The sequence below is a fragment of the Streptomyces sp. NPDC038200 genome, from assembly GCF_055600785.1.
In genome coordinates this window covers 1-23,251 of record NZ_JBVJYH010000005.1, presented here as the reverse complement: position 1 = coordinate 23,251, position 23,251 = coordinate 1, and the positions used below count along the sequence as shown (strand labels likewise).

The window sequence follows — 23,251 nt, the reverse complement described above, 5'->3', positions numbered from 1 at the left end:
GCAATGCCCGGACAACTCGGTATCTCTCGCCGCCGGTGCGGAAGTTCACCCTCCGGACATGTCTTCGAGTTAACTGTGAGGCGGTAGTAGGCTCGCGCCGTTTGCTGACGGACATGAACACCCCCGGCCGGCGGGGGTCGAGCTGGGGGAGGCCATGCGCTTTCGCGGGAAGTCGATCCGCCGGAAGATCGTGGTGCTGCTTCTCGTGCCGCTGCTGTCCCTGATCGCCGTGTGGGGTTTCGCCACGGTACTCACCGGGCGCGAAGTGGCCCAGCTCTTCCACGTGTCCGACGTCGTCGAGGAGATCGGCTACCCCACCGAGGACACCGTCCGCGTCCTCCAGCAGGAGCGCCGCCAGACCCTCGTCTACCTCGCCGACCCGCGGGCCTCCGAGGCGCTCTCGGCGCTGCACCGCACCCGCACCGCCACCGACCGGGCGATCTCCGAGATCCGCAAGAACGCCAAGGACCATGACCTTCGGTCCGGCATGGACGCGGACGACAGCGAACGCCTGACCACCGTCCTGGACGCCTTCGCCGGGGTCGACTCCCTGCGCCGCGGCGTCGAGGAGGGCACCGTCACCCGTGCCCAGGCGTACGGCCTCTACAACCGCCTCGTGGACCCCTGCTTCGCGCTGCTCGCCTCTCTGGACGGCATCGACGACGTCGAAGCCGACAAGGAGGCCCGCGCCCTGGTCAACCTCAGCCGCGCCCGCGAGCTGCTCTCCCGTGAGGACGCCCTGCTCGGCTCCTCCCTCGTCGTCGGCCGGCTCACCCGGGAAGAGTCCCAGGAGATCTCCGACCTCGCCGCCCAGCGCACCCTCCTCTACGACATCAGCCTCCCGCTGCTGCCCGCCGGCGAACGCGATCGCTACGAACGCTTCTGGAACAACGCCACCACGGCCCCGCTGCGCGTCGCCGAACGGAGCGCCATCGCCACGCGCTCCGGCACCCCCCGCGGTGTCAGCGCCAAGGGCTGGGACTCCACCGCGGCGACCGTCCTGGACGAACTCGGCTCCCTCGACGACCACGCCGGCGACCGCTTCCAGGACCGGATGCGCCCCGTGGCGATCGGCGTCATCGTCCAGGCGGCCGTCGCGGGCGTTCTCGGACTGGTCGCACTGCTCCTCTCCGTCGTCCTCTCGATCCGGGTCGGCCGTACCCTCGTCCGTGACCTGCGTCAGCTGCGCCTGGAGGCGCACGAGGCGTCCGGTGTCCGGCTGCCCAGCGTGATGCGCCGGCTCTCCGCGGGGGAACAGGTCGACGTCGAGACCGAGGTGCCCCGGCTGGAGTACGACAAGAACGAGATCGGCGAGGTCGGACAGGCCCTCAACACGCTGCAGCGCGCGGCCGTCGAGGCCGCCGTCAAACAGGCCGAGCTGCGGGCCGGCGTCTCCGAGGTCTTCGTCAACCTCGCCCGCCGCAGCCAGGTGCTGCTGCACAAGCAGCTCACGCTGCTCGACAGCATGGAGCGCCGGACCGAGGACACCGACGAACTCGCCGACCTGTTCCGCCTGGACCATCTCACCACCCGCATGCGCCGGCACGCCGAGGGCCTGGTGATCCTCTCCGGGGCCGCGCCCTCCCGGCAGTGGCGCCGGCCCGTGCAGCTGATGGACGTCGTCCGTGCCGCCGTCGCCGAGGTGGAGGACTACGAGCGCATCGAGGTCCGGCGCCTGCCGCGTGTCGCCGTCACCGGGCCCGCCGTCGCCGACCTCACCCATCTCGTGGCCGAGCTCCTGGAGAACGCCACCGTCTTCTCGCCCCCGCACACCGCCGTCCAGGTCATCGGCGAGCGGGTCGCCAACGGCTTCACCCTGGAGATCCACGACCGCGGTCTCGGCATGACGGCCGAGGCACTCCTGGACGCCAATCTGCGCCTGGCCGAAACCCCCGAGTTCGAGCTCTCCGACACCGACCGGCTGGGCCTGTTCGTGGTCAGCCGCCTCGCCCAGCGCCAGAACGTCCGGGTCTCCCTCCAGCCGTCGCCGTACGGCGGCACCACCGCCGTGGTGTTCATCCCCGACGCGCTGCTCACCGACGACGTCCCGGACACCAACGGCATCGGCTTCCGGCTCGACCGGGAACGGCCCGCGCAGGGCGGCGACCAGGCGCTGGGCCGGACCGCCGGCCGGTCCTCGGCCCCCCTGCAACTGCCCGGCCTGCCGACCTCCCTGCTGGACGGCCCGGTCGAGCTGGAGGCCCCCGTCGATCTCGACGCGCTGGACGGCTTCCCCGGTGCTCTCCCGGACGACGACAGCGAGCGCGGCGGTCTGTTCCGCCCCCGTCGAGCCCGGCCGGACGACGAGCGGTCGGCCACCGCGCCGGCCGACCGGCTGCCGCCCGAGGAGAGCGGTGGCCGCGAGCCCCTGTCACTGCCCCGGCGGCAGACGCCCAAGCTGGTCAGCTCGCACGGCAAGCCCGTCACCGAGCCGCGGCCCCGCCGCGGCGAACCGGACCCCGCGAGCTCCGCCGCTCCGCACCGCGCCGACACCGGCGGACTGGCCCCGCTGCCCGCGCGCCGTCGCGGTAGCGCCGCCCGGCGCCCCACGGGACCGGTCGACCGCGCCGAAGACCGCGCCGCGACCCCCGCCGAAACCGACGCCGCGACCCCCGAGGCCCCGGCACTGCCCAGGCGCACCCGGCCCCAGGCGTCCTCCGGCGGCCCGGCGGACACGGCACCCTCCCGCCACGGCACGACCGGATCGGCCGGCGACACGGCCCCCGAGCCGGGTACCGGGCCGCTGCCCCGGCGCGTACGCCAGGCCAGCCTGGCTCCCCAGCTCAAGCAGGACACCGAACGGCACGCCGAACGCGCGGCGCAGCCCGCCGACCGCGATGCCGAAGAGGTCCGCAGCCGGATGGCCTCGCTCCAGCGCGGCTGGCAGCGCGGCCGTGAGGAGAACGCCGCGGGCGACGGGGCCCAGAACGGCACAGCACAAGGAACGACTAAGGGGGACGGTCGATGACCGCACCGAAGGCGACCGGCCACTCGGCGACCAACAAGGGGGAGCTGAACTGGCTCCTGGACGACCTCGTCGATCGGGTCGCCAGCATCCGCAAGGCCGTCATCCTGTCCGGCGACGGCCTGGCCACCGGCGCGTCCACGGACCTGACCAGGGAGGACAGCGAGCATCTGGCCGCCGTGGCGTCCGGCTTCCACAGCCTCGCCAAGGGAGTGGGCCGCCACTTCGAGGCGGGCAGCGTCCGGCAGACGGTGGTCGAGCTGGACGACGCCTTCCTCTTCGTCACCGCCGCCGGGGACGGCAGCTGTCTCGCCGTCCTCTCCGACGCCGACTCCGACGTCGGGCAGGTCGCCTACGAGATGACGCTCCTGGTCAAGCGGGTCGGCGTCCATCTGGGCACCGCCCCGCGCACCGATCTGCCCGCAGGCGGGTAGTGGGATGACATGAGCGGAGACGGTCAAGGAAGAAGCCACTGGTTCGACGACGAGGCCGGGCCGGTTGTCCGTCCGTACGCGATGACGCGGGGCCGCACCACCAGTGCGGCCCAGCACCGCCTCGATCTGATCGCGGTGGTCGTCACGGAGCACGACGCCGGCGACCCGGAATCGGACCCGACGCTGTCCCCCGAACACGTGGACATCGTCGGCCTCTGCCGGGACGAGCCGCAGTCGGTCGCCGAACTCGCCGCGGAACTCGACCTGCCCATCGGCGTGGTCCGGGTGCTCATCGGCGATCTGGTGCACGCCGAACTCGTCCACGTGAACCGCCCGGTGCCCCCGGCCGAGCTGCCGGACGAGAGTATTCTGCGCGACGTGATCAACGGCCTCCGGGCGCTGTGACCGGCGCGGAAGCGGGGTAGTGACGTGACTGGCTGGCAGTTCTGGGTCGACCGAGGCGGCACCTTCACCGACATCGTCGCGCGTCGCCCCGACGGCCGGCTGCTCACGCACAAACTGCTGTCCGACAACCCGGCACGGTACGCCGACGCCGCCGTGGCCGGGGTGCGGGAACTCCTCGGCGGCTCCCAGGAGCCCGTCGAAGCCGTCCGCATGGGTACCACGGTCGCCACCAACGCCCTGCTGGAACGCAAGGGCGAGCGCACCCTCCTGGTCGTCACCCGCGGTTTTCGCGACGCCCTGCGCATCGCCTACCAGAACCGCCCCCACATCTTCGCCCGCCACATCGAGCTGCCCGAGCTGCTCCACGAGCGGGTCGTCGAAGTGGACGAACGCGTCGCCGCCGACGGCACCGTCCTGCGCGCCCCCGACCTGCACGCCCTGGCCGCCCCCCTCCAGGAGGCCTACGACGACGGGATCCGCGCGGTCGCCGTCGTCTGCCTGCACAGCCACCTCCACCCCGGCCACGAACACGCCGTCGGTGAACTCGCCGCCCGCATCGGCTTCCCGCAGATCTCGCTGTCCAGCGAGGTCAGCCCCCTGATGAAAATCGTCCCGCGCGGAGACACCGCCGTCGTGGACGCCTACCTCTCGCCCGTGCTGCGCCGCTACGTACGACACGTCGCCGAGGAGCTGCGGGGCGTACGCCTCATGTTCATGCAGTCCAACGGGGGGCTGACCGAAGCCGGACAGTTCCGCGGCAAGGACGCCATCCTCTCCGGGCCCGCCGGCGGCATCGTCGGCATGGCCCGCATGTCGCAGCGCGCCGGCCACCACCGCGTCATCGGCTTCGACATGGGCGGCACCTCCACCGACGTCTCGCACTTCGCCGGCGAGTACGAACGTGTATTCACCACACAGATCGCGGGCGTCCGGCTGCGCGCGCCCATGCTGGACATCCACACCGTCGCCGCGGGCGGCGGCTCCGTCCTGCACTTCGACGGCACCCGCTACCGGGTCGGCCCCGACTCGGCCGGCGCCGCCCCCGGGCCCGCCTGCTACCGCGCGGGCGGTCCGCTGACCGTCACCGACGCCAACGTGATGCTCGGCCGCATCCACCCCGCCCACTTCCCCGCCGTGTTCGGCCCCGACGGCGACCAGCCACTGGACGCCGGCCTGGTCCGCGACCGGTTCACCGCCCTCGCGCGCGAGATCCGCCGGCGCACCGGCGACGACCGCACCCCGGAGCAGGTGGCCGAGGGCTACCTGCAGATCGCGGTCGCCAACATCGCCAACGCCGTGAAGCGGATCTCCGTACAGAAGGGCCATGACGTCACCCGCTACGCCCTGACCACCTTCGGCGGAGCGGGCGGCCAGCACGCGTGCCGCGTCGCCGACTCGCTCGGCATCCGCACCGTCCTCGTGCCTCCCATGGCCGGCGTCCTCTCCGCGCTCGGGATCGGCCTCGCCGACACCACGGCCATGCGCGAACAGTCCGTGGAGGCGCCCCTGGAAGCCGCCGCCATGCCCGGCATCCGCGAGACGGCCGACGGCCTGGAGGCCGCGGCACGCGCCGAACTCCTCGCCGAGGACGTCCCCCGGAACGACATCCGGGTCACCCGTCGCGCCCAGCTCCGCTACGACGGCACCGACACCACCCTCACCGTCGAGCTGGCCGAACCCGACGCCATGCGGCACGCCTTCGAAGAGCGTCATCGCGCCACATACTCCTTCACGCTCGACCGCCCCGTCGTCGTGGAAGCCCTCTCCGTCGAAGCCACCGGCATCACCGCACCCCCCGATCTCTCCGCCCTCGCTCCGTACGAGGGTCGCTCCCAGGCACCCGGTACCGTCCGTCTCCATACCGGCGGTACCTGGCGCGACGTACCCCTCCACCGCCGGGAGGCCCTTCCGCCCGGCGAGACCGTCACCGGCCCCGCGATCATCACGGAGGCCGGTGCCACGACCGTCGTGGACGACGGCTGGCGGGCCGCCGCGACCGATGACGGGCATCTGCTCATGGAACGCACGGCGATTACACAGAGTTCCGATCTCGACACGGAATCCGATCCGGTTCTGCTGGAAGTCTTCAACAACCTCTTCATGTCGATCGCCGAACAGATGGGCGCCCGGCTGGAGTCCACGGCCCAGTCCGTGAACATCAAGGAGCGGCTGGACTTCTCCTGCGCCCTGTTCGACCCGGACGGAAACCTGGTGGCCAACGCCCCCCACATCCCCGTCCACCTGGGCTCCATGGGCACCAGTGTCAAAGAGGTCATCCGCCGCCGCGGCTCCGCCATGCGGCCGGGCGACACCTACGCCGTCAACGACCCGTACCACGGCGGTACACACCTGCCGGACGTCACCGTGATCACCCCCGTCTTCGACACCAGCGGGACCACGGACACGCACAGTGAGCAGCGGATCCTCTTCCACGTCGCCTCACGAGGCCACCACGCCGAGATCGGCGGCATCGCCCCCGGCTCCATGCCGGCCCACAGCCGCACCATCGAGGAGGAGGGCGTCCTCTTCGACAACTGGCTCCTCGCCGAGAACGGCCGCTTCCGCGAGGAGGAGACCCGCCGCCTGCTCACCGAGGCGCCGTACCCGTCCCGGAACCCGCGCACCAACCTCGCCGACCTGCGCGCCCAGATCGCCGCCAACCAGAAGGGCGTCGACGAGGTCCGCCGCATGATCGAGGAGTTCGGCCTCGACGTCGTCCAGGCCTACATGCGGCACGTCCAGGACAACGCCGAGGAAGCCGTCCGCCGCGTCATCGACGCCCTCAACGACGGCGAGTACGCCTACGAGACGGACTCCGGCGCCGTCATCCGGGTCCGCGTGCACGTCGACCGGGCCGAGCGCCGGGCGACGATCGACTTCACCGGCACCTCCGCGCAGCTCGCCGGCAACTTCAACGCGCCCTTCGCGGTCGTCAACGCGGCCGTCCTGTATGTCTTCCGCACCCTGGTCGCCGACGACATCCCGCTCAACGACGGCTGTCTGCGCCCCTTGGACATCGTCGTGCCGCCCGGCTCGATGCTCGCTCCCGAGCCGCCCGCCGCCGTCGTCGCGGGCAATGTCGAGACCTCCCAGGCCATCACCGGTGCCCTCTACGCCGCGCTCGGCGTCCAGGCCGAGGGCTCCGGCACCATGAACAACGTCACCTTCGGCAACGCGCGGCACCAGTACTACGAGACCGTCGCCTCCGGATCCGGTGCCGGCGACGGCTTCCCCGGCGCCGACGTGGTCCAGACCCACATGACCAACTCCCGGCTCACCGACCCGGAGATCCTGGAGTGGCGGCTGCCGGTCAGGCTGGAGGAGTTCGCCGTCCGGCGGGGGAGTGGCGGCGCCGGGCGGTGGCGCGGCGGCGACGGCGCCGTGCGCCGCATCCGGTTCCTCGAACCGATGACCGTCTCCACCCTCTCCCAGCACCGCCGCGTGCCCCCGTACGGCATGGCGGGCGGGGATCCCGGAGCGCTCGGCGCCAACCGGGTGGAGCGTGCCGACGGCACGGTCACCGACCTCGGCGGCAGCGGTTCCGCCGACGTCGGCCCAGGCGACGTACTCGTCATCGAAACCCCAGGTGGCGGCGGCTACGGCCGACCGCTGCCCGATACCCATCAAGCAGGAGAAGAGATCGATGATCCTCGGGCGTACTGAGCGCGGCAAGCCTCCGGTCGAGCCCGTCACGCTCAAGATCCTCGTGGCCGGCGGCTTCGGCGTGGGCAAGACGACCCTCGTCGGCGCGGTCAGCGAGATCAGGCCGCTGCGCACCGAGGAACTGCTCACCGAGGCCGGCCGGCCCGTGGACGACACCAGCGGCGTGGAGGGCAAGCACACCACCACGGTGGCCATGGACTTCGGTCGCATCACCCTGCGCGAGGACCTGGTGCTCTACCTCTTCGGCACGCCCGGGCAGGAACGGTTCTGGTTCATGTGGGACGAGCTGTCCGAGGGCGCGCTGGGCGCCGTCGTCCTCGCCGACACACGCCGCCTGGAGGACTGCTTCGCCGCCGTCGACTACTTCGAGCGGCGTTCCATCCCCTTCCTCGTCGGCGTCAACTGCTTCGAAGGCGCCGCCCGTTACCCCATCGAGTCCGTCCGCCAGGCCCTCGACCTGGACGCCGATGTGCCCGTCCTGCTGTGCGACGCCCGTGACCGGGAGACGGTCAAGGAAGTACTCATCGGGCTCGTCCAGCACGCGATGGAGTACGCGGCCGACCGCCGCCGGGCCGCCATCGGCTGACCCCCGGCACGGCGGCTCCTTCCCGCCGCCGTGCGAACGGCCCCGTCCGTCCGGACGCCCCGCCCCGTCCGTCCGGGCCGCCGTTCCGGCCGCACGGACGCCCCGCCCCGTCGCCGCCCTGCCGCACGCGTCGTCCTCCCGCGGTGCCGGCCGACAGGCACGGCCCGTACCCCCGCCGACTGGGGTACGGGCCGCGGTCCTGTGCGCGGCGCCACGCGCGCGTGCCTGCGGTTCCCGCGCCGCTACGCCCCGTCCGCCCTCTCCTCCGCCAGCCAGCCGAGGCTCTTCTCGACGGCCCTGCGCCAGTTCCGGTACTCGCGGTCGCGGACCGCCGGCTCCATCGACGGTGTCCACTCCGCGTCCTCGCGCCAGTGCGACTTCAGCTCCTCCAGGCCGTTCCACACGCCCGTGGCCAGGCCGGCCGCGTAGGCGGCACCCAGGCACGTCGTCTCCGACACGCGGGGCCGGATCACCGGTGCCCCGAGGACGTCCGCCTGGTGCTGCATGAGCAGGCCGTTCCGGGTCATGCCGCCGTCGACCTTCAACGCGCTGATCCGTACCCCGGAGTCCTGGTACATCGCGTCCACGACCTCTCGGGTCTGCCAGCTCGTCGCCTCCAGCACCGCGCGTGCCAGGTGGGCTTTCGTGACGTACCGGGTGAGTCCCGTGACGACTCCGCGCGCGTCGGAGCGCCAGTAGGGCGCGAACAGGCCGGAGAACGCCGGCACGATGTAGGCGCCGCCGTTGTCGTCGACGCTCGCCGCCAGCGTCTCGATCTCGTCGGCGGTCCGGATGATTCCGAGCTGGTCGCGGAACCACTGGACCAGCGCGCCCGTTATCGCGATGGACCCCTCCAGGCAGTACACCGGCGCCTCCCCGCCGATCTTGTAGCCCATCGTCGTCAGCAGCCCGTTCTTGGACGGCACCGGCCGGTTGCCGGTGTTCAGCAGCAGGAAGCTGCCGGTGCCGTAGGTGTTCTTCGCGGTGCCGACGTCGTAGCAGGCCTGCCCGAACACGGCGGCCTGCTGGTCGCCCAGCGCCGCGGCGACGGGCACCCCGGACAGCTGTCCGACCGCGGTGCCGTACACCTCGGCGGAGGACCTGATCTCGGGCAGCACGGCCTCGGGCACGTTCATCGCGGACAGGATGGAGGGATCCCACTGAAGGGTGTCCAGGTTCATCAGCATGGTGCGGCCGGCGTTCGTGACGTCGGTGACGTGCCGGCCTCCTTCGATGCCGCCCGTGAGGTTCCAGATCAGCCAGGAGTCGATGGTTCCGAACGCGATCTCCCCGCGTTCGGCGCGCCGGCGCAGGCCGGGCACATGGTCCAGCAGCCAGGCGGCCTTGGGCCCGGAGAAATAGCTGGCCAGCGGCAGTCCGGTCCGCTCGCGGAAGCGGTCCTGGCCGTCCGCGCCGCCCAGTTCGGCGCACAAGGCCGCGGTACGGGTGTCCTGCCAGACGATCGCGTTGTGCACGGGCTTGCCCGTGGCCCGGTCCCACAGGACCGTGGTCTCCCGCTGGTTGGTGATGCCGAGAGCGCTCAGCTGGTCGGCGCGCAGCCCCGCCCTGGCCAGCGCCCCCGCCACCACGGCCTGCACCTTGGACCAGATCTCGCCGGCGTCGTGCTCCACCCAGCCGGGCTTGGGGAAGATCTGCCGGTGCTCGCGCTGGTCGACGGCGACGATCGCGCCGCCGTGATCGAAGACGATGCAGCGGCTGGACGTGGTGCCCTGGTCGATGGCGGCGACATACGTGTCGGCGGTGTCCGTCATGGCTGTCCCTGGGTCGCTGGTCGGATCGCTGGCCCGAAGGCCGCGTGGGGGCCGGAAGCCGGCTGGACGCCAGGCTGCCGGGAACCGGAGTTGCGGAAGGAGGGGGCCGGAGCCGGGGTCGGGTCAGAAAGCCGCGTGGTGGACGAGGCCGGCGAGTGCTCCGCCGATCAGCGGGCCGACGACCGGGATCCAGGCGTAACCCCAGTCGGAGGTGCCCTTGCGGGGGATCGGCAGCAGGGTGTGCACGATACGCGGGCCGAGGTCGCGGGCCGGGTTGACGGCGTAGCCGGTGGGACCGCCGAGGCAGAGGCCGATGCCCACGACGAGCAGGGAGACGATCAGCTCGGTGCCGAACGCGATCACGACCCAGCCGGAGGCCCGCGCCTTGGAATACCTGAGGTGACGGCGGCACAGACGCCCGCACCGAACAGGATCAGGATCGCGGTGCCGATGACCTCGCCGACGAAAATGTCTCCGTTGCTCATGGCGGCTCCCTTGGCGCCGGTAGGAGGCGATCGGCCCCGGCCCTGCCGTACGGGACGGTTCCCTGGGCGACTTCAGCCGAAGGCAGGGAGGTCCCCGCGCCCCGCTCGGCGTCCGTGACGAGCGTGCCGTCGCAGCCGGATCGCCCTGGAGAGCCGGGCCGTGGAGCAGGACGGACCCGTGCCGTGGTGCCTGATAACTCCGAGAATGTACGGCGATGTCGACCGACACCGGGAAGTGTTCACCGGCGTCCCGGGGGCGTCAAGGTTGCCGACGGCAACAGTGACACCGACCTGCTCGCCGGCCTCGGCGCGTCGGGCGGGCCGCGACGGACGGTCAAGGGGGAGCGGTTCACCACTGCGGCTCGGCCGCCGCGCTTCCGGCCTGCGCCGGGGCCGGCCCCGGGCCGCCGCGCCGGACCTCGTGGCCGGGGAGCCCGGCCCGCCCGAGCACCCAGCTCGCACCGGTCAGCGCCTTGGCGGCCTTCTTCAGCGGGGCGAGCTGGGCGGCGGCCTGGTGATGGTCGTTCACGCTGCCCGGCCCGCAGACGACGGTCGCCAGGGAGAGCGTGACCGGCCGGCCGGCCACCGACCAGGAGGCGTCCAGCACGGCGGCCGCCAGCGGATCGAGCGCCTCCTCGTCGGCCAGCACCAGGAAGTCGTCCCCGCCGATGTGTCCCACGCGCGTGTGCCCGGCGATCGCCCGCTGGAGAGCATGGCCCACCGCGCGGATCAGCTCGTCGCCCGCGGCGAACCCCGCGCCGTCGTTGACCTGCTTGAAGTGATCGATGTCCAGCCAGCTGAGCGCGAACGTCCGCCCGTCGAGGATCCGCCGGTCCACCTCGCCCACGATCGCGTCCGAACCCGGCAGCCGGGTCAGCGGGTTGAGCCCGGCCGCCTCCTCCACCCGGCTCTCGGCCAGCGCCCGCACCAGATCCGCCAGCCGTACGACCCCCACGCACCGGCCCTGCGCGTCGACCACCGCCACGTCGTCGGAGGTCCGGTCCCGGCCGCCGATCGCCACCACGTCCAGCACCTCCCAGGCGGTGGCGTCGACGCCGACGGCGCGGGGCGCGTCACCCAGTTTGAAAGCCGGCCGGTCGGCGTACAGGGCGTGCCCGTAGGGGCCGGACATCGACAGCAGGAAGCGCGAACGGTGCACCGAGCGGACGGGCCGCCCGGACGGGTCCACCAGGAGCACCCCGGAGACGTCCGGAGAGCCGGTCAGCAGGGCCCGTACCTGCCCCGCCGAAGCGGTCAGGGGGAGAAGGGCGGCGGGCCGCACGAACTCGCGCACCGACGGCCCGGAGCGGGGCACGGCCACGACACCGGCGGCAAGGGGCGGAACGTATACGTCCGCCGCGGGAATCCGGGCCGGTGGTGCGAACAGTTCGCCCTGTGCCAGCTGCGCGCCGGCCGACAGGGCCGCGGCGCACTGAAGTTCCGTCTCCACGCCCTCGACCGCGACCAGGGCGCCCAGCTCCTCGCACAGGGTCCGCATGGCGCGCACCGCGGCCGGTCGCGCCAGCAGCGAGGAGTCGAGCTTGACCAGGTCGGGGGAGAGGTCCGCGAGCAGCCTGAGCGGTACGTCGCCGTCCCCGATGCCGTCCGCGCTGATCCGGAACCCCTGTCGCCGCAGCGAGGCCACCGCCTCCAGGAGGGCGCGCTGCGGCACGTGCGTGTAGGGCGGCACGATGTCGAGCGTCACCTCCCAGGGCATGCGCCCCTCTCCGCGTACGGCGTCGTGCAGCGGAGTCAGGCCCCCGAGGTCGGCGAGCGTGGCGGCGAACACGTTCAGATGCAGCGGCAGCAGGCTCTCCTTGCGGGCGGCCGCGCGGAGCGCCGACACGGCGAGTCTGCCGTCCAGCTCCGGATCCCGGCGGGCCTCGGCCAGGATGTCGCCGGTTTCCGGGCGGGCGAGTGCCTCCAGTGCGGCGACCGCGCCCGTCCTCAGGTTGACCACCGGCTGGAAGGCGAAGCGGAGAGTATCCGTCCAGGAGTGCACGGGAGCATGATGGCGCCGGGCGAGCACCCCCAGGCGCAGTTCATGAGACGTTCACGCAGGATTCCGGGGTGGTGACACAGCGTGGGCGGTCCCGCGCCTCCCGCGCCGCGTACGTCGCTTTCGCCCCGGATCGCTCAGCGCACGGCGATCACCGAGGACCCGTGTCCGAACAGCCCTTGGTTGGCGGTGATGCCCGCCCGTGCCCCGGCGACCTGACGGTCTCCCGCCGTGCCTCTCAACTGCCAGGTCAGCTCGCAGACCTGGGCGATGGCCTGGGCCGGCACCGCCTCCCCGAAGGAGGCCAGTCCGCCGCTGGTGTTCACGGGTGTCCGGCCGCCGGGCCCGGTCGCTCCCTCCCGGAGCAGCTTCGCGCCCTCCCCTTCGCCGCACAGCCCCAGGTCCTCGTACCACTGCAGCTCCAGCGCGGTGGACAGGTCGTACACCTCGGCGAGGGACAGGTCCTCGGGGCCGATGCCCGCCTCCTCGTAGGCGGCCCGGGCGATGGACGCCCGGAAGCTCTCGGCCGGGGCTGCCACCGCGACCGCGCAGTCCGTGGCGATGTCCGGCAGATCCAGCACGGTGTTCGGGAAGCGGGGGGTCACGGTGGACACCGCCCGGATCCGCACCGGCCGGGCGACACCGTGCCGGTGCGCGAAGTCCAGGCTGGACAGGACCAGGGCGGCACCGCCGTCGGAGGTGGCGCAGATGTCCAGCAGGCGCAGCGGATCGGCGACCACCGCGGACGCGGCCACCTCCTCGGCGGTGACCCGCTTGCGGTAGCGGGCGTACGGGTTGAGCGCCCCGAGCGCGGCGTTCTTCACCTTGACCAGCGCGAAGTCCTCCGGTGTGTCCCCGTGCACCGCCATCCGCCGCCGCGCGTACAGCCCGAAGTACGCCGGGTTCGTCGCGCCCAGCAGGCGGAAACGCAGCCAGTCCGGATCGTCGGGGCGATCCCCGCCCGCGGGCCGGAAGAAACCCTTGGGGGCGGCGTCCGCGCCCACCACGAGGACCACGTCCGCGAGACCGGCGAGGATCTGCGCGCGCGCCGCCGCGACGGCCTGGGCCCCGGACGCGCACGCCGCGTACACACTGCTCACCCGGGCTCCCTGCCAGCCCAGGGCCTTGGCGAACGTGGCCCCCGCGACATACCCGGGATAGCCGCCGCGCACCGTGTCCGCGCCCACGACGGAGCCGATGTCCCGCCAGTCCAGACCGGCGTCCGCGAGTGCCGCGCGGGCCGCTGCCGTCCCGTACTCCACGAAGTCGCGGCCCCACTTGCCCCATGGGTGCATCCCCGCGCCGAGCACCGCCACGTCGTCCGTCACGCCGTCACCCCCGTCGGCCGCCAGTGCCAGATCGTCCACGCCGTCTCCGTGTCCTCGTCCTCGTGCAGCACCCCCGGGACGATCTCCACCTCCCCGCCCACCGTCAGATCGGCGACGGTGACCCCGGGAGCGGCCTGGCCCAGCACCACGATCCGCTCGGCCTCCAGCTCCACCGCGATCAACGCGTAGGGCTCCCAGGGAAGTTCCGGGTTGCTCACATAGGGTGACGGTGGACGGTACCGGCTGTCGGTGTAGGACCAGATGCGGCCTCTCCGCGACAGCGAGACCTCCTCCAGGGGGCCGCCGGCGCAGTGCGGGTTGCGGCAGTGGGTGTCCTCGCGAGGGAAGAAGACCGAGGTGCAGGCCGTGCAGCGGGTGCCCAGGAGGCGGAAACCGTCCCCCTCGCCGGTGAACCAGCCGGTGACCGCGGGCTTGCGTGTGTGCGGCAAAGGTCCTCCCCGAGACGTTGTCTGACGAAGCGTCAGAAGTGTGCCATGCGCAATCTGAAATGGGCAGGCCGATTCCGTGAACCGAACGGCTCCCGATGGCGTCGTGGTACACGAGGGGCGGCCGGGACCGACGGGGGTGATTCCGGCCGCCTCTCCTGATTTCGCCCGTTACTGGCGCTTCACCGCCGGAACGAGCCCCTCCCCTGATCGGATACAGTCCGCGCGTGTCCGAAACTCAGCACCCATCTGCCAACTCCGCACCGGGGTCCCACTGTTCGAGCTGTGGAGCACCCTACGGAGAGGGCGTCTCCGGCTGGCCGCGCACCTGCCCGTCCTGCGGGTCCGCCGCCTACCGCAACCCGCTGCCGGTCGCGATCGCGCTGCAGCCCGTGTACGACACCAAGGGCACGGCCCTCGTCGTCATCACCCGCACCGTCGCCCCCGCGCGCGGAGGCACCGCCCTGCCCGGTGGCTACGTCGACGACCGCGAGGACTGGAAGCAGGCCGTCGTACGCGAACTCAGGGAAGAGACCGGTATCGACGCGGCCGCCCGCGATGTACGGCTCGTGGACGCCATGAGCTCACCCGACGGGCACCTGCTGCTGTTCGGAGCGCTGCCGGAACGCCCGGCCGACGGGCTGCCGCCCTCCGGTCCCACCGACGAGACCGAGGGCTGGCAGCTGCTGCGCAGGCCCGAGGAACTCGCCTTCCCGCTGCACACGGTGGCCGTCAAGGCGTGGTTCGAGGGCCGCTACCTGTGAGCCGGGCGGTTCAGCCGAGCCCCCGCACCCGCACCGGATAGGGCGGCTCGGTCACACCCTGCTCGCCATCCCGGGTGACCACCACCCGGCCACCCTGCCGGCGGGCGACATAGCGTTCGACCTCCGGGTCGTCCCACCCGTCGCCCGCGTCCGGCACGACCACTCCGCCCCCGGCGCGTCCCCGCGCGGGCGCCCACACCTCCAGCTCCAGCCCACCGTCACCGCCGCGCACGGGCAGCACCGCGCCCGCGCGCGCGAGCACCGGTATCCGGGACAGCGGCGCCTCGACGACCACCTGCCCCGGCCCCTCGTGGACCTCCTCCGTCACCGTGTCGTACCAGCGGCCCCGCGGCAGCTGCACCGCGCGCCGGTCGGCGCCGGCCTCCAGGACCGGGGCCACCAGCAGGCTGTCGCCCAACAGGAACGTGTCCTCACAGTCGCGCAGAGCACGATCCTCCGGCGCCGACCACCACAGCGGCCGCACATACGGCGCGCCCGTCCGCCGGGCCAGCCGCGCCAGCGTCAGGAAGTACGGCAGCAACCGCCGGCGTTCGAGCAGCGCCCCGCGCGCGTGCTCCAGCACCTCGGCACCGAACTCCCAGGGCTCCCTGCGCCCCGCCCGCAGACTCGCGTGGGTGCGGAACAGCGGCAGATACGCGCCCAGCTGGAACCAGCGCAGATACAGCTCCGGCGACGGACTGCCGTCGAAACCCCCCACATCCGGACCCGAGTACGGCACCCCGCACAGCCCCAGCCCCAGCACCAGCGAGAGCGACGCCCGCAGCCCCGGCCAGCCCGTCGCCACATCTCCCGACCAGGTGCCCCCGTACCGCTGCAGCCCCGCCCAGCCCGAACGGGAGAACAGGAAGGGCCGCTCCCGCGGCGCCAGCTCGCGCAGCCCTCGGTAGGCCGCCTGGGCCATGCACAGCGCATACACGTTGTGTGCTTCCCGATGGTCACCGCCGCGCCCCTCCAGGGCGTGCCGGGCCGAACGCGGCAGCGTCGGCTCACCGAACGCGCTGAACGACGTCGGCTCGTTCATGTCGTGCCAGAAACCCGCGAACCCCTGACCGAGCCGCTCCTCGTAGAGCCCGCCCCACCAGGCACGCACGCGTGCGTCCGTGAAATCGGGGAACACCGACTCGCCGGCCCAGGCGACACCCCGCACCGTCCGGCCCCGCGCGTCCCGCACGAAGGCATCCGCGGCCGAACCGCTCTCGTACACGGCATTCCCCGGTTCCGCCCGCACCGCCGGACCGACGGTCGACACCAGCCGGATCCCGTCCCGGCGCAGCTCCTCGGCCAGCACCGGCAACTTGGGGAAGCGCTCCTGGTCGACGGTGAACACCTGATGGTCGTCGTGGTGATCGATGTCGAGGTGCACGGCGTCCAGCGGCAGCCCGCGCTCCTGGTAGCCCGCGACGATCCGGCGCACCTCCTGCTCGCTGCCGAAGCCCCCCCGGGCGTGCTGGTGCCCCAGCGCCCACGCCGGCGGCAGCGCGGGCGCCCCGGTCAGCGACGCCCACGTGTGCAGCACGCGCGCGGGAGTCCCCGCCATCACCCAGCAGCGCAGCGGACCGCCGTCCATCCGCATCTCGCAGCGCCCCGCCCGGTCGTGCCCGGACCCGGCGCCTTCCTCGCCCTCCTGCAGCACCACCGTGCCGTCCCAGGTGGTGTCGTGGAACACCAGATGCGTACCGGCATCCGCCACCACCACCTGCACCGGCATCGTCAGATACAGCGGATCGTCACCGGGGCCGAACGCGCGGCCCGGATCGGTGTTCCACAGGCGATACCCGCCGTCCCGCAGCCGGGGCCCGGACGCACGCCCGCCCAGGCCGAAGAACCGGGCGTCCGCCGCCACCTCCGACCGCTGCACCCAACGCGCCGCACCCCCGTCGACCGGCTCCCACCAGCGCGGCGGCAGATCGTGCCGCAGCATCACCCCGCCCGGTGTGCACACCCGCACCGCACCGTGCCGCGACACCACGACCGTCACCCGCTCCGCCACCACCCGCCAGCCGCCGTCCTTGTCCGGCTCCAGCACCACCCGCGGATCCGGCTCGGGAGAGGCCCCCGCGAGCGCGTACGACGGCTCCGGGGCCGCCCCGTCCCACCCCCAGAACACCGCCCCGTTCACGGCCACGACGATCCTCAGCTCGGAGCGGCTGAACCGGATCACGCCACCGCCCGGACCCGGCTCCGCGCCCCGCACCTGCCCGGGCACCCGGGCCCGCTCGGGGCCCCGCCGCGGCAGCCCCGCCGCGTCGATACGCCGCCTGCGCCACGCCGCACGCATGGTACGCAACCCCCGAGCCGCCCTTCCCGAACCGACCACACTCACCGAACGCACCAGGTCACGACCGTCCATGCTGCTCACCCTGCCACTGAGCGCCCCACCCGCGCGTGCTGTTCAACTCTCGTTCACCAGTGCCGAGGCCACATCTTCATGACATGGACTATGTGGAGCGCACCCTGGTGTAGAAGTCGATCACATGGCATCGTCCCTGTCAGCCGCGTCACGCGCACACCCCAGCCCGTGCGCGGACCGACGCACACGACGCGCACAGTCCGGGAGCCTCCCATGTCGACCGCGAACCCCCAGCCGCTCTGGCAGCCCGATCCCGAGCGGATCGCCCAGGCCCGCATCACCCAGTTCCAGGCATGGGCCGCCGAACAGCACGGCGCTCCGGCCGACGGCGGCTACCCGGCCCTGCACCGGTGGTCCGTCGAGCAGCTGGACACCTTCTGGAAAGCCGTCACCGAGTGGTTCGACGTACGGTTCTCGACGCCCTGCACGCGCGTGCTCGGCGACCGCGCCATGCCCGGCGCCCAGTGGTTCCCCGGCGCCACCCTCAACTACGCCGAACACGCCCTGCGCGCCGCGGCCGACCGCGCGGACGAACCCGCCCTCCTGTACGTGGACGAGTCCCACGAGCCCCGCCCGGTGACCTGGTCCGAGCTGCGCCGCCAGGTCGGATCCCTCGCCGACCGGCTCCGCGCGCTCGGCGTACGCCCCGGCGACCGCGTCAGCGGCTACCTCCCCAACATCCCCCAGGCCGTCGTCGCCCTGCTCGCCACGGCGGCCGTCGGCGCCGTCTGGACCTCCTGCGCGCCCGACTTCGGCGCCCGCAGCGTCCTCGACCGCTTCCAGCAGGTCGAACCCGTCGTCCTGTTCACCGTCGACGGGTACCGCTACGGCGGCAAGGAACACGACCGCCGCGAGATCGTCGCCGAGCTGCGCCGCGAGCTGCCCACCGTGCGCGCCGTCGTCCACATCCCGCTGCTCGGCACGGAGGCCCCCGAAGGCGCCCTGGAATGGTCGGAGCTGACGGCCGGGGACGCCGAGCCGGTCTTCGAACAGGTCCCGTTCGACCACCCGCTCTGGGTGCTGTACTCCTCCGGCACCACCGGCCTGCCCAAGGCCATCGTCCAGTCGCAGGGCGGCATCCTGGTCGAACACCTCAAGCAGCTCGGCCTGCATTGCGACATCGGCCCCGAGGACCGCTTCTTCTGGTACACCTCGACCGGCTGGATGATGTGGAACTTCCTCGTCTCCGGCCTGCTCACGGGCACCACGATCGTCCTGTACGACGGCAGCCCCGGCTACCCGGACACGGGCGCCCAGTGGCGGGTGGCCGAACGCACCGGAGCCACCCTCTACGGAACGTCCGCCGCCTACGTCATGGCCTGCCGCAAGGCCGGCGTCCACCCGTCCCGCGACCACGACCTCTCCACGGTGCGGTGCGTCGCCACCACCGGCTCCCCCCTGCCCCCCGACGGCTTCCGCTGGCTGCACGACGAGGTCCGCGACGACCTGTGGATCGCCTCCGTCAGCGGCGGCACGGACGTCTGCTCCTGTTTCGCCGGTGCCGTCCCCACCCTCCCCGTGTACACCGGCGAACTCCAGGCGCCCGCCCTCGGCACCGACCTGCAGTCCTGGGACCCGAGCGGCAAGCCCCTCATCGACGAGGTCGGCGAACTGGTCGTCACCAACCCCATGCCGTCCATGCCGGTCCACTTCTGGAACGACCCCGACGGCAGCCGCTACCACGGCAGCTACTTCGACACCTACCCCGGCGTCTGGCGCCACGGCGACTGGATCACCGTCACCTCACGCGGGACCGTGATCATCCACGGCCGCTCCGACTCCACCCTCAACCGGCAGGGCGTGCGGATGGGCTCGGCCGACATCTACGAGGTCGTCGAGCGTCTGCCCGAGATCAGGGAATCCCTGGTCATCGGCATCGAACAGCCCGACGGCGGCTACTGGATGCCGCTGTTCGTGCACCTTGCGCCCGGCGCGGTCCTCGACGAGGCGCTCGTGGACCGCGTCAAGCGGGCCATCCGCGAACACCTCTCACCGCGCCACCTCCCCGACGAGATCATCGAGGTGCCCGGAATCCCGCACACCCTCACCGGCAAGCGCATCGAGGTCCCGGTCAAGCGCCTGCTGCAGGGCACCCCCAGGGAAAAGGCCGTCAATCCCGGATCCATCGACGACCTCACCCTGCTCGGCTTCTACGAGGAACTCGCCCGCAAGCGCGCCTGAACCCCTGGGAAGAACACCCTCCGCACACGGTCCCGACCCGCCGCCCACCCCGGCCGTCCGGGACCCCTCCGTCCCCCAGCGGGGCCCTGAGCTGCGCAGACACCCCCACCACCCGATGCGCGACCGCCGGCGGCACTGCCGTTGTCAGTGCCGCCGGTTACGGTGAGTGAGCATTGATCGACTGCGCACTTGGGGGAAACATGGCGCACACCGACCACCGGACCATGCGACGCGCCCTGCACCGCGAGATCGCGGGCACCATCGGCGTACTCACCGACGACCACGACTTCCGCGCCATGCGGCGCTACCGCAGCTTCACCTTCGACGACCACGCGACCTACCTCCAGCAACTGGAGGCCGTGCTCAAGACCCGAGCCGCGGAGGGCACCCACACCACACTCGCCCTCTTCGACCCCGAGGACTACGCCGCGTACTGCGCGGACACCGGCCTCGACCCCGAGGCAGCGGCCAGCCGCACCCGGTTCACCGCGGAACTCGCGGCCACCGGCCCCACCGTCCCCTACGACGGCCGCCCGCTCACCGACCTCCTGCCCGCACTCGTGGACGAAGCCGTACGCCAGGCCACCTGGGAGTACGCCACCACCCTTCTGAGCCGCCTGGGACCCTGCCCCACCTGCGGCGAGGACATCGGCAGGGCGGCCTTCACCCGCGCCTCCGATCTCGTGGTCCGCATCCTCGACACCGCCCCGCCCGGCGACCGGCACCTCGTGTGCACCGTCTCCGGACCACCGGACACCCTCGTCTCCGTCCTGCACGGCGACCCGGACCCCCACGGCGCAACCCGCCTGGACGAGGCCGAGGCCCTCGAATTCACCAGCGTCCTCGCCCTCGGACTCGCGACCCGCAGCCCCGGCGGACTCGTCATGCGCACCAGCGCCACCGGAACGCCCGACCGTGTCTACGGCTGGCGACTGCGCGGCGGAGCCCTCGAAGCGCTGACGGCCTCCGAAGTGTTCGACGCCTACTGCACCGACGTGGAATCCGGCGACATCATCCCGCCCGAGTCAGGCGTGGACTACCGAGAGCCCCCCGCCCTCGGCGAGGAAGACACGGCACCGGACCACCGTCACTGACCCCACGGCCACGGACAGCGGCCCGCACACGCCAGGGGCGTCCTGCCCGAAAGCAGGACGCCCCTGAACCGACACACCGAAGGCGCCGGTACGGCTACTCGCCGGACAGCACCGCCTGAGCCGCGCTGCGCGCCTCCTCGGCGCTGTCCGCCGCGCGCGCCGCCGCCGCGGCCCGCTCGCACTGCGCCAGCGTGTATTTCGCCAGCGTGGCGCGGACATACGGAAGCGACGCCGCACCCATGGACAGGGAGGTGACACCCAGACCGGTCAGCACACAGGCCAGCAGCGGGTCGGACGCGGCCTCGCCACACACGCCACAGCTCTTGCCCTCGGCCCGGGCCGCCTCGGCGGACAGCGCGACCAGGTCCAGCAGCGCCGGCTGCCACGGGTCCTGCAGCCGGGACACCGCACCCACCTGCCGGTCCGCCGCGAACGTGTACTGCGCGAGGTCGTTGGTCCCGAGCGAGAGGAACTCGACCTCCTGCAGGATCGAACGCGCCCGCAGCGCGGCCGACGGGATCTCGACCATCGCACCGAACTTGGCCCGCAGCCCCGCCTCACGGCAGGCGTCCGCGAAGGCCTTCGCATCCGTGCGGTCCGCCACCATGGGGGCCATGACCTCAAGGTAGACGGGCAGTCCCTCGGCGGCCTTCGCCAGCGCCGTCAGCTGGGTCCGCAGAACGTCGGGGTGGTCGAGCAGCGTCCGCAGCCCCCGCACGCCCAACGCGGGGTTCGGCTCGTCCGCCGGCGTCAGGAAGTCCAGCGGCTTGTCCGCGCCCGCGTCCAGCACGCGCACGACCACACGGCCCTCGGGGAACGCCTCCAGCACCTGCCGGTAGGCCTGTACCTGCTTCTCCTCGGAAGGAGCGTTCTTGCTGTCGTCCAGGAACAGGAACTCGGTACGGAAGAGACCGACACCCTCGGCCCCCGCCTCGACGGCCGCCGGTACGTCGGCGGGCCCTCCCACGTTGGCCAGCAGCGGCACCTTGTGCCCGTCCGCCGTCGCACCGGGACCCGTCGAAGCCGCCAGCGCGGCCTTGCGCTCGGCAGCCGCGCTCTCCAGCTCCGCCTTCTTCTCCTCGCTCGGGTTCACGAAGACATCGCCGGTGCTGCCGTCGACGGCGATCATCGTGCCCTCGGCCAGCTCGCCCGCACCCGGCAGCGCCACGACGGCCGGCACGCCCAGCGCGCGCGCCAGGATGGCGCTGTGGCTGGTCGGACCGCCCTCCTCGGTCACAAAGCCCAGGACCAGCGACGGATCGAGCAGAGCGGTGTCGGCCGGGGCCAGGTCCCGGGCCACGAGTACATAGGGCTCGTCGCTGTCCGGGACACCCGGCATCGGGACGCCCAGCAGCCGGGCGACGATACGGTTCCGCACGTCGTCGAGGTCGGCCACCCGCCCGGCGAGGTACTCACCGGCACCGGCCAGCAGCTCCCGGTATGCCGCGAAGGCGTCGTACACGGCGCGCTCCGCGGTGCTGCCGACCGCGATCCGCCGGTCCACGTCCGCGATCAGCTCGGGGTCCTGGGCCATCATGGCCTGCGCTTCGAGCACGGCCTGGGCTTCGCCTCCCGCCAGGTTGCCGCGCGCCATCAGGTCGGCGGCCACGGCGTCCACGGCCTGACGGGCGCGCCCCTGCTCCCGCTCGGCTTCCTCGGCGGGGATCTGCTTGGCCGGCGGTTCCAGCACCGCCGTACCCATGTGCCGTACTTCGCCGATCGCCACGCCATGGCTCACGCCGACGCCTCGCAGCGTTGTCTCCATCTCACCCGTCTCCGATAGTGCGGCGGGTCCCGCCGCCGCGATGGTTGTCCGGTTCGCCGCCCCTGGGACGGCACTGCTCTCAGTTCCAGGAGAAGAGGCTGTCACCGATCTTCACGTCACCGTCGTCACGGAGGTCGGAGAGGGATTCGGCAGTGGCTTCGAGCGCGACGACCGGGCACACGGGGGACTTGCCGGCCGCTTCGACGGCGGCGGGGTTCCAGCGCACGATGGCCTGGCCGCGGGTCACGGTGTCGCCCTTGTTGACGAGCAGCTCGAAGCCCTCGCCGTTGAGCTGGACGGTGTCGATGCCGAGGTGGGTGAGCACGCCGTGTCCGCTCTCGTCGACCACGACGAACGCGTGCGGGTGCAGGGAAACAATGACGCCGTCCACGGGCGAGACGGCCTCGGAGGCCTCACGCACCGGGTCGATCGCGGTGCCCGGGCCGACCATGGCCCCGGAGAAGACCGGATCCGGCACAGCGGCCAGTCCGATGGCCCGTCCAGCGAGCGGGGACGTCACAGTGGTCATGGGAAGCCTCCCAGGAGTGGAGCTGCAGGTAGGGCCGTCACTGCCTGTCCCTGACGGCACACTGAGCAGCAGGGTATGTCAAAGGAAGTGGCGGTTCCGTATGGAACCTACCAGCAAGTGGTCTAGACCACCAACCCTGTCGATTTGCACGGTCGCCGAGGCCCCGTGTACAGTCGTACTCCTGCTTCGGGCGGAGCGACGCGAAAGTGTCACCGCAGAGCAGCACCCAAACTCGTCAGATCCTATCTCGGGATCGTCTTCTGCGTGTCCGTAGGGAGATGGTCAGGGAGACGGAAAAACCCTGATAGAGTTTGAAACACCGAAGGGAAGCCCGGAGGAAAGCCCGAGAGGGTGAGTACAAAGGAAGCTACCGTTCCTTGAGAACTCAACAGCGTGCCAAAAATCAACGCCAGATTAGTTGATACCCCGTCTCCGGTCGTCACGATCGGGACGAGGTTCCTTTG

At 72.2% G+C, this 23,251-nt stretch carries 16 protein-coding genes and 1 pseudogene; 8 read left to right on the top strand and 9 right to left on the bottom strand.

The genetic code is table 11. The annotated features are described in order from the left end of the window. Window positions 1-154: 154 nt before the first annotated feature. The 5 genes from ACZ7KF_RS12325 to ACZ7KF_RS12305 are packed head-to-tail and all read left to right on the top strand — an operon-like array spanning window position 155 to window position 8,053. Window positions 155-2,968 carry a nitrate- and nitrite sensing domain-containing protein gene (locus ACZ7KF_RS12325; RefSeq protein ID WP_471072317.1) on the top strand — a complete coding sequence of 938 codons (2,814 nt, stop codon included), beginning with the start codon at window positions 155-157 and terminating at the stop codon, window positions 2,966-2,968. Beyond that, the gene (locus tag ACZ7KF_RS12320) at window positions 2,965-3,399 is read left to right on the top strand and encodes a roadblock/LC7 domain-containing protein (protein ID WP_471072314.1); all 435 of its coding nucleotides are present in this window, start codon (window positions 2,965-2,967) and stop codon (window positions 3,397-3,399) included. The genes ACZ7KF_RS12325 and ACZ7KF_RS12320 overlap by 4 nt, the downstream gene beginning before the upstream one ends. Before the next feature lie 9 nt (window positions 3,400-3,408). Next, entirely contained in the window at window positions 3,409-3,804 is a 396-nt protein-coding gene (locus tag ACZ7KF_RS12315) for a DUF742 domain-containing protein (protein WP_225821845.1), read from the top strand. Between the two features lie 24 nt (window positions 3,805-3,828). After that, complete coding sequence (locus ACZ7KF_RS12310) at window positions 3,829-7,467, top strand: hydantoinase B/oxoprolinase family protein (RefSeq protein ID WP_471072310.1); 3,639 nt, start codon at window positions 3,829-3,831, stop codon at window positions 7,465-7,467. Further along, the gene (locus ACZ7KF_RS12305; RefSeq protein ID WP_471072307.1) at window positions 7,448-8,053 is read left to right on the top strand and encodes a GTP-binding protein; all 606 of its coding nucleotides are present in this window, start codon (window positions 7,448-7,450) and stop codon (window positions 8,051-8,053) included. The genes ACZ7KF_RS12310 and ACZ7KF_RS12305 overlap by 20 nt, the downstream gene beginning before the upstream one ends. Before the next feature lie 242 nt (window positions 8,054-8,295). Here ACZ7KF_RS12305 and glpK read toward each other — a convergent pair whose 3' ends face one another. The 6 genes and pseudogenes from glpK to ACZ7KF_RS12275 all read right to left on the bottom strand — a co-directional run bounded on the left by glpK (window position 8,296) and on the right by ACZ7KF_RS12275 (window position 14,086). Next, window positions 8,296-9,825 (bottom strand): glycerol kinase GlpK, encoded by a 1,530-nt coding sequence (gene glpK, locus ACZ7KF_RS12300; RefSeq protein WP_471072304.1) that lies wholly within the window; start codon window positions 9,823-9,825, stop codon window positions 8,296-8,298. A gap of 123 nt (window positions 9,826-9,948) precedes the next feature. Next, window positions 9,949-10,167 (bottom strand): annotated as a pseudogene (locus tag ACZ7KF_RS12295) (aquaporin); the annotation flags it as partial. A 17-nt stretch (window positions 10,168-10,184) separates the two neighbouring features. Beyond that, complete coding sequence (locus tag ACZ7KF_RS12290) at window positions 10,185-10,310, bottom strand: hypothetical protein (RefSeq protein ID WP_471072301.1); 126 nt, start codon at window positions 10,308-10,310, stop codon at window positions 10,185-10,187. Window positions 10,311-10,659: 349 nt separating this feature from the next. Beyond that, window positions 10,660-12,312 carry an EAL domain-containing protein gene (locus ACZ7KF_RS12285; protein ID WP_471072298.1) on the bottom strand — a complete coding sequence of 551 codons (1,653 nt, stop codon included), beginning with the start codon at window positions 12,310-12,312 and terminating at the stop codon, window positions 10,660-10,662. A gap of 134 nt (window positions 12,313-12,446) precedes the next feature. Then, window positions 12,447-13,637 carry a lipid-transfer protein gene (locus ACZ7KF_RS12280; RefSeq protein WP_471073384.1) on the bottom strand — a complete coding sequence of 397 codons (1,191 nt, stop codon included), beginning with the start codon at window positions 13,635-13,637 and terminating at the stop codon, window positions 12,447-12,449. Continuing rightward, complete coding sequence (locus ACZ7KF_RS12275) at window positions 13,634-14,086, bottom strand: Zn-ribbon domain-containing OB-fold protein (RefSeq protein WP_471072295.1); 453 nt, start codon at window positions 14,084-14,086, stop codon at window positions 13,634-13,636. The genes ACZ7KF_RS12280 and ACZ7KF_RS12275 overlap by 4 nt, the downstream gene beginning before the upstream one ends. Window positions 14,087-14,310: 224 nt before the next feature. On the opposite strand from ACZ7KF_RS12275, the gene ACZ7KF_RS12270 reads away from it, so the two are divergent. Then, window positions 14,311-14,847 carry an NUDIX domain-containing protein gene (locus ACZ7KF_RS12270; RefSeq protein WP_471072292.1) on the top strand — a complete coding sequence of 179 codons (537 nt, stop codon included), beginning with the start codon at window positions 14,311-14,313 and terminating at the stop codon, window positions 14,845-14,847. Between the two features lie 10 nt (window positions 14,848-14,857). Here ACZ7KF_RS12270 and ACZ7KF_RS12265 read toward each other — a convergent pair whose 3' ends face one another. Beyond that, window positions 14,858-17,218 (bottom strand): glycoside hydrolase family 31 protein, encoded by a 2,361-nt coding sequence (locus tag ACZ7KF_RS12265; RefSeq protein WP_471072289.1) that lies wholly within the window; start codon window positions 17,216-17,218, stop codon window positions 14,858-14,860. A gap of 213 nt (window positions 17,219-17,431) precedes the next feature. Between ACZ7KF_RS12265 and ACZ7KF_RS12260 the strand changes: the two genes are divergently transcribed. Then, window positions 17,432-19,399 carry an acetoacetate--CoA ligase gene (locus ACZ7KF_RS12260; RefSeq protein WP_471072286.1) on the top strand — a complete coding sequence of 656 codons (1,968 nt, stop codon included), beginning with the start codon at window positions 17,432-17,434 and terminating at the stop codon, window positions 19,397-19,399. 200 nt (window positions 19,400-19,599) lie between these two features. Beyond that, window positions 19,600-20,493, top strand: coding sequence for a hypothetical protein (locus ACZ7KF_RS12255; protein WP_471072283.1), 894 nt, complete (start codon window positions 19,600-19,602; stop codon window positions 20,491-20,493). A 94-nt stretch (window positions 20,494-20,587) separates the two neighbouring features. Here ACZ7KF_RS12255 and ptsP read toward each other — a convergent pair whose 3' ends face one another. Together ptsP and ACZ7KF_RS12245 are read right to left on the bottom strand one after the other, a co-directional pair. Continuing rightward, window positions 20,588-22,258, bottom strand: coding sequence for a phosphoenolpyruvate--protein phosphotransferase (ptsP, locus tag ACZ7KF_RS12250; RefSeq protein WP_471072280.1), 1,671 nt, complete (start codon window positions 22,256-22,258; stop codon window positions 20,588-20,590). Between the two features lie 79 nt (window positions 22,259-22,337). Continuing rightward, window positions 22,338-22,787, bottom strand: coding sequence for a PTS sugar transporter subunit IIA (locus ACZ7KF_RS12245; protein ID WP_471072277.1), 450 nt, complete (start codon window positions 22,785-22,787; stop codon window positions 22,338-22,340). Window positions 22,788-23,251: the final 464 nt, after the last annotated feature.

Coding starts and splice junctions, on each gene's coding strand:
- ACZ7KF_RS12290 (WP_471072301.1), bottom strand. CDS start 10,310: ATGAGCAACGGAGACATTTTCGTCGGCGAGGTCATCGGCACCGCGATC.
- ACZ7KF_RS12305 (WP_471072307.1), top strand. CDS start 7,448: ATGATCCTCGGGCGTACTGAGCGCGGCAAGCCTCCGGTCGAGCCCGTC.
- ptsP (WP_471072280.1), bottom strand. CDS start 22,258: ATGGAGACAACGCTGCGAGGCGTCGGCGTGAGCCATGGCGTGGCGATC.
- ACZ7KF_RS12315 (WP_225821845.1), top strand. CDS start 3,409: ATGAGCGGAGACGGTCAAGGAAGAAGCCACTGGTTCGACGACGAGGCC.
- ACZ7KF_RS12320 (WP_471072314.1), top strand. CDS start 2,965: ATGACCGCACCGAAGGCGACCGGCCACTCGGCGACCAACAAGGGGGAG.
- ACZ7KF_RS12265 (WP_471072289.1), bottom strand. CDS start 17,218: ATGGACGGTCGTGACCTGGTGCGTTCGGTGAGTGTGGTCGGTTCGGGA.
- ACZ7KF_RS12255 (WP_471072283.1), top strand. CDS start 19,600: ATGGCGCACACCGACCACCGGACCATGCGACGCGCCCTGCACCGCGAG.
- ACZ7KF_RS12260 (WP_471072286.1), top strand. CDS start 17,432: ATGTCGACCGCGAACCCCCAGCCGCTCTGGCAGCCCGATCCCGAGCGG.
- ACZ7KF_RS12245 (WP_471072277.1), bottom strand. CDS start 22,787: ATGACCACTGTGACGTCCCCGCTCGCTGGACGGGCCATCGGACTGGCC.
- glpK (WP_471072304.1), bottom strand. CDS start 9,825: ATGACGGACACCGCCGACACGTATGTCGCCGCCATCGACCAGGGCACC.
- ACZ7KF_RS12325 (WP_471072317.1), top strand. CDS start 155: ATGCGCTTTCGCGGGAAGTCGATCCGCCGGAAGATCGTGGTGCTGCTT.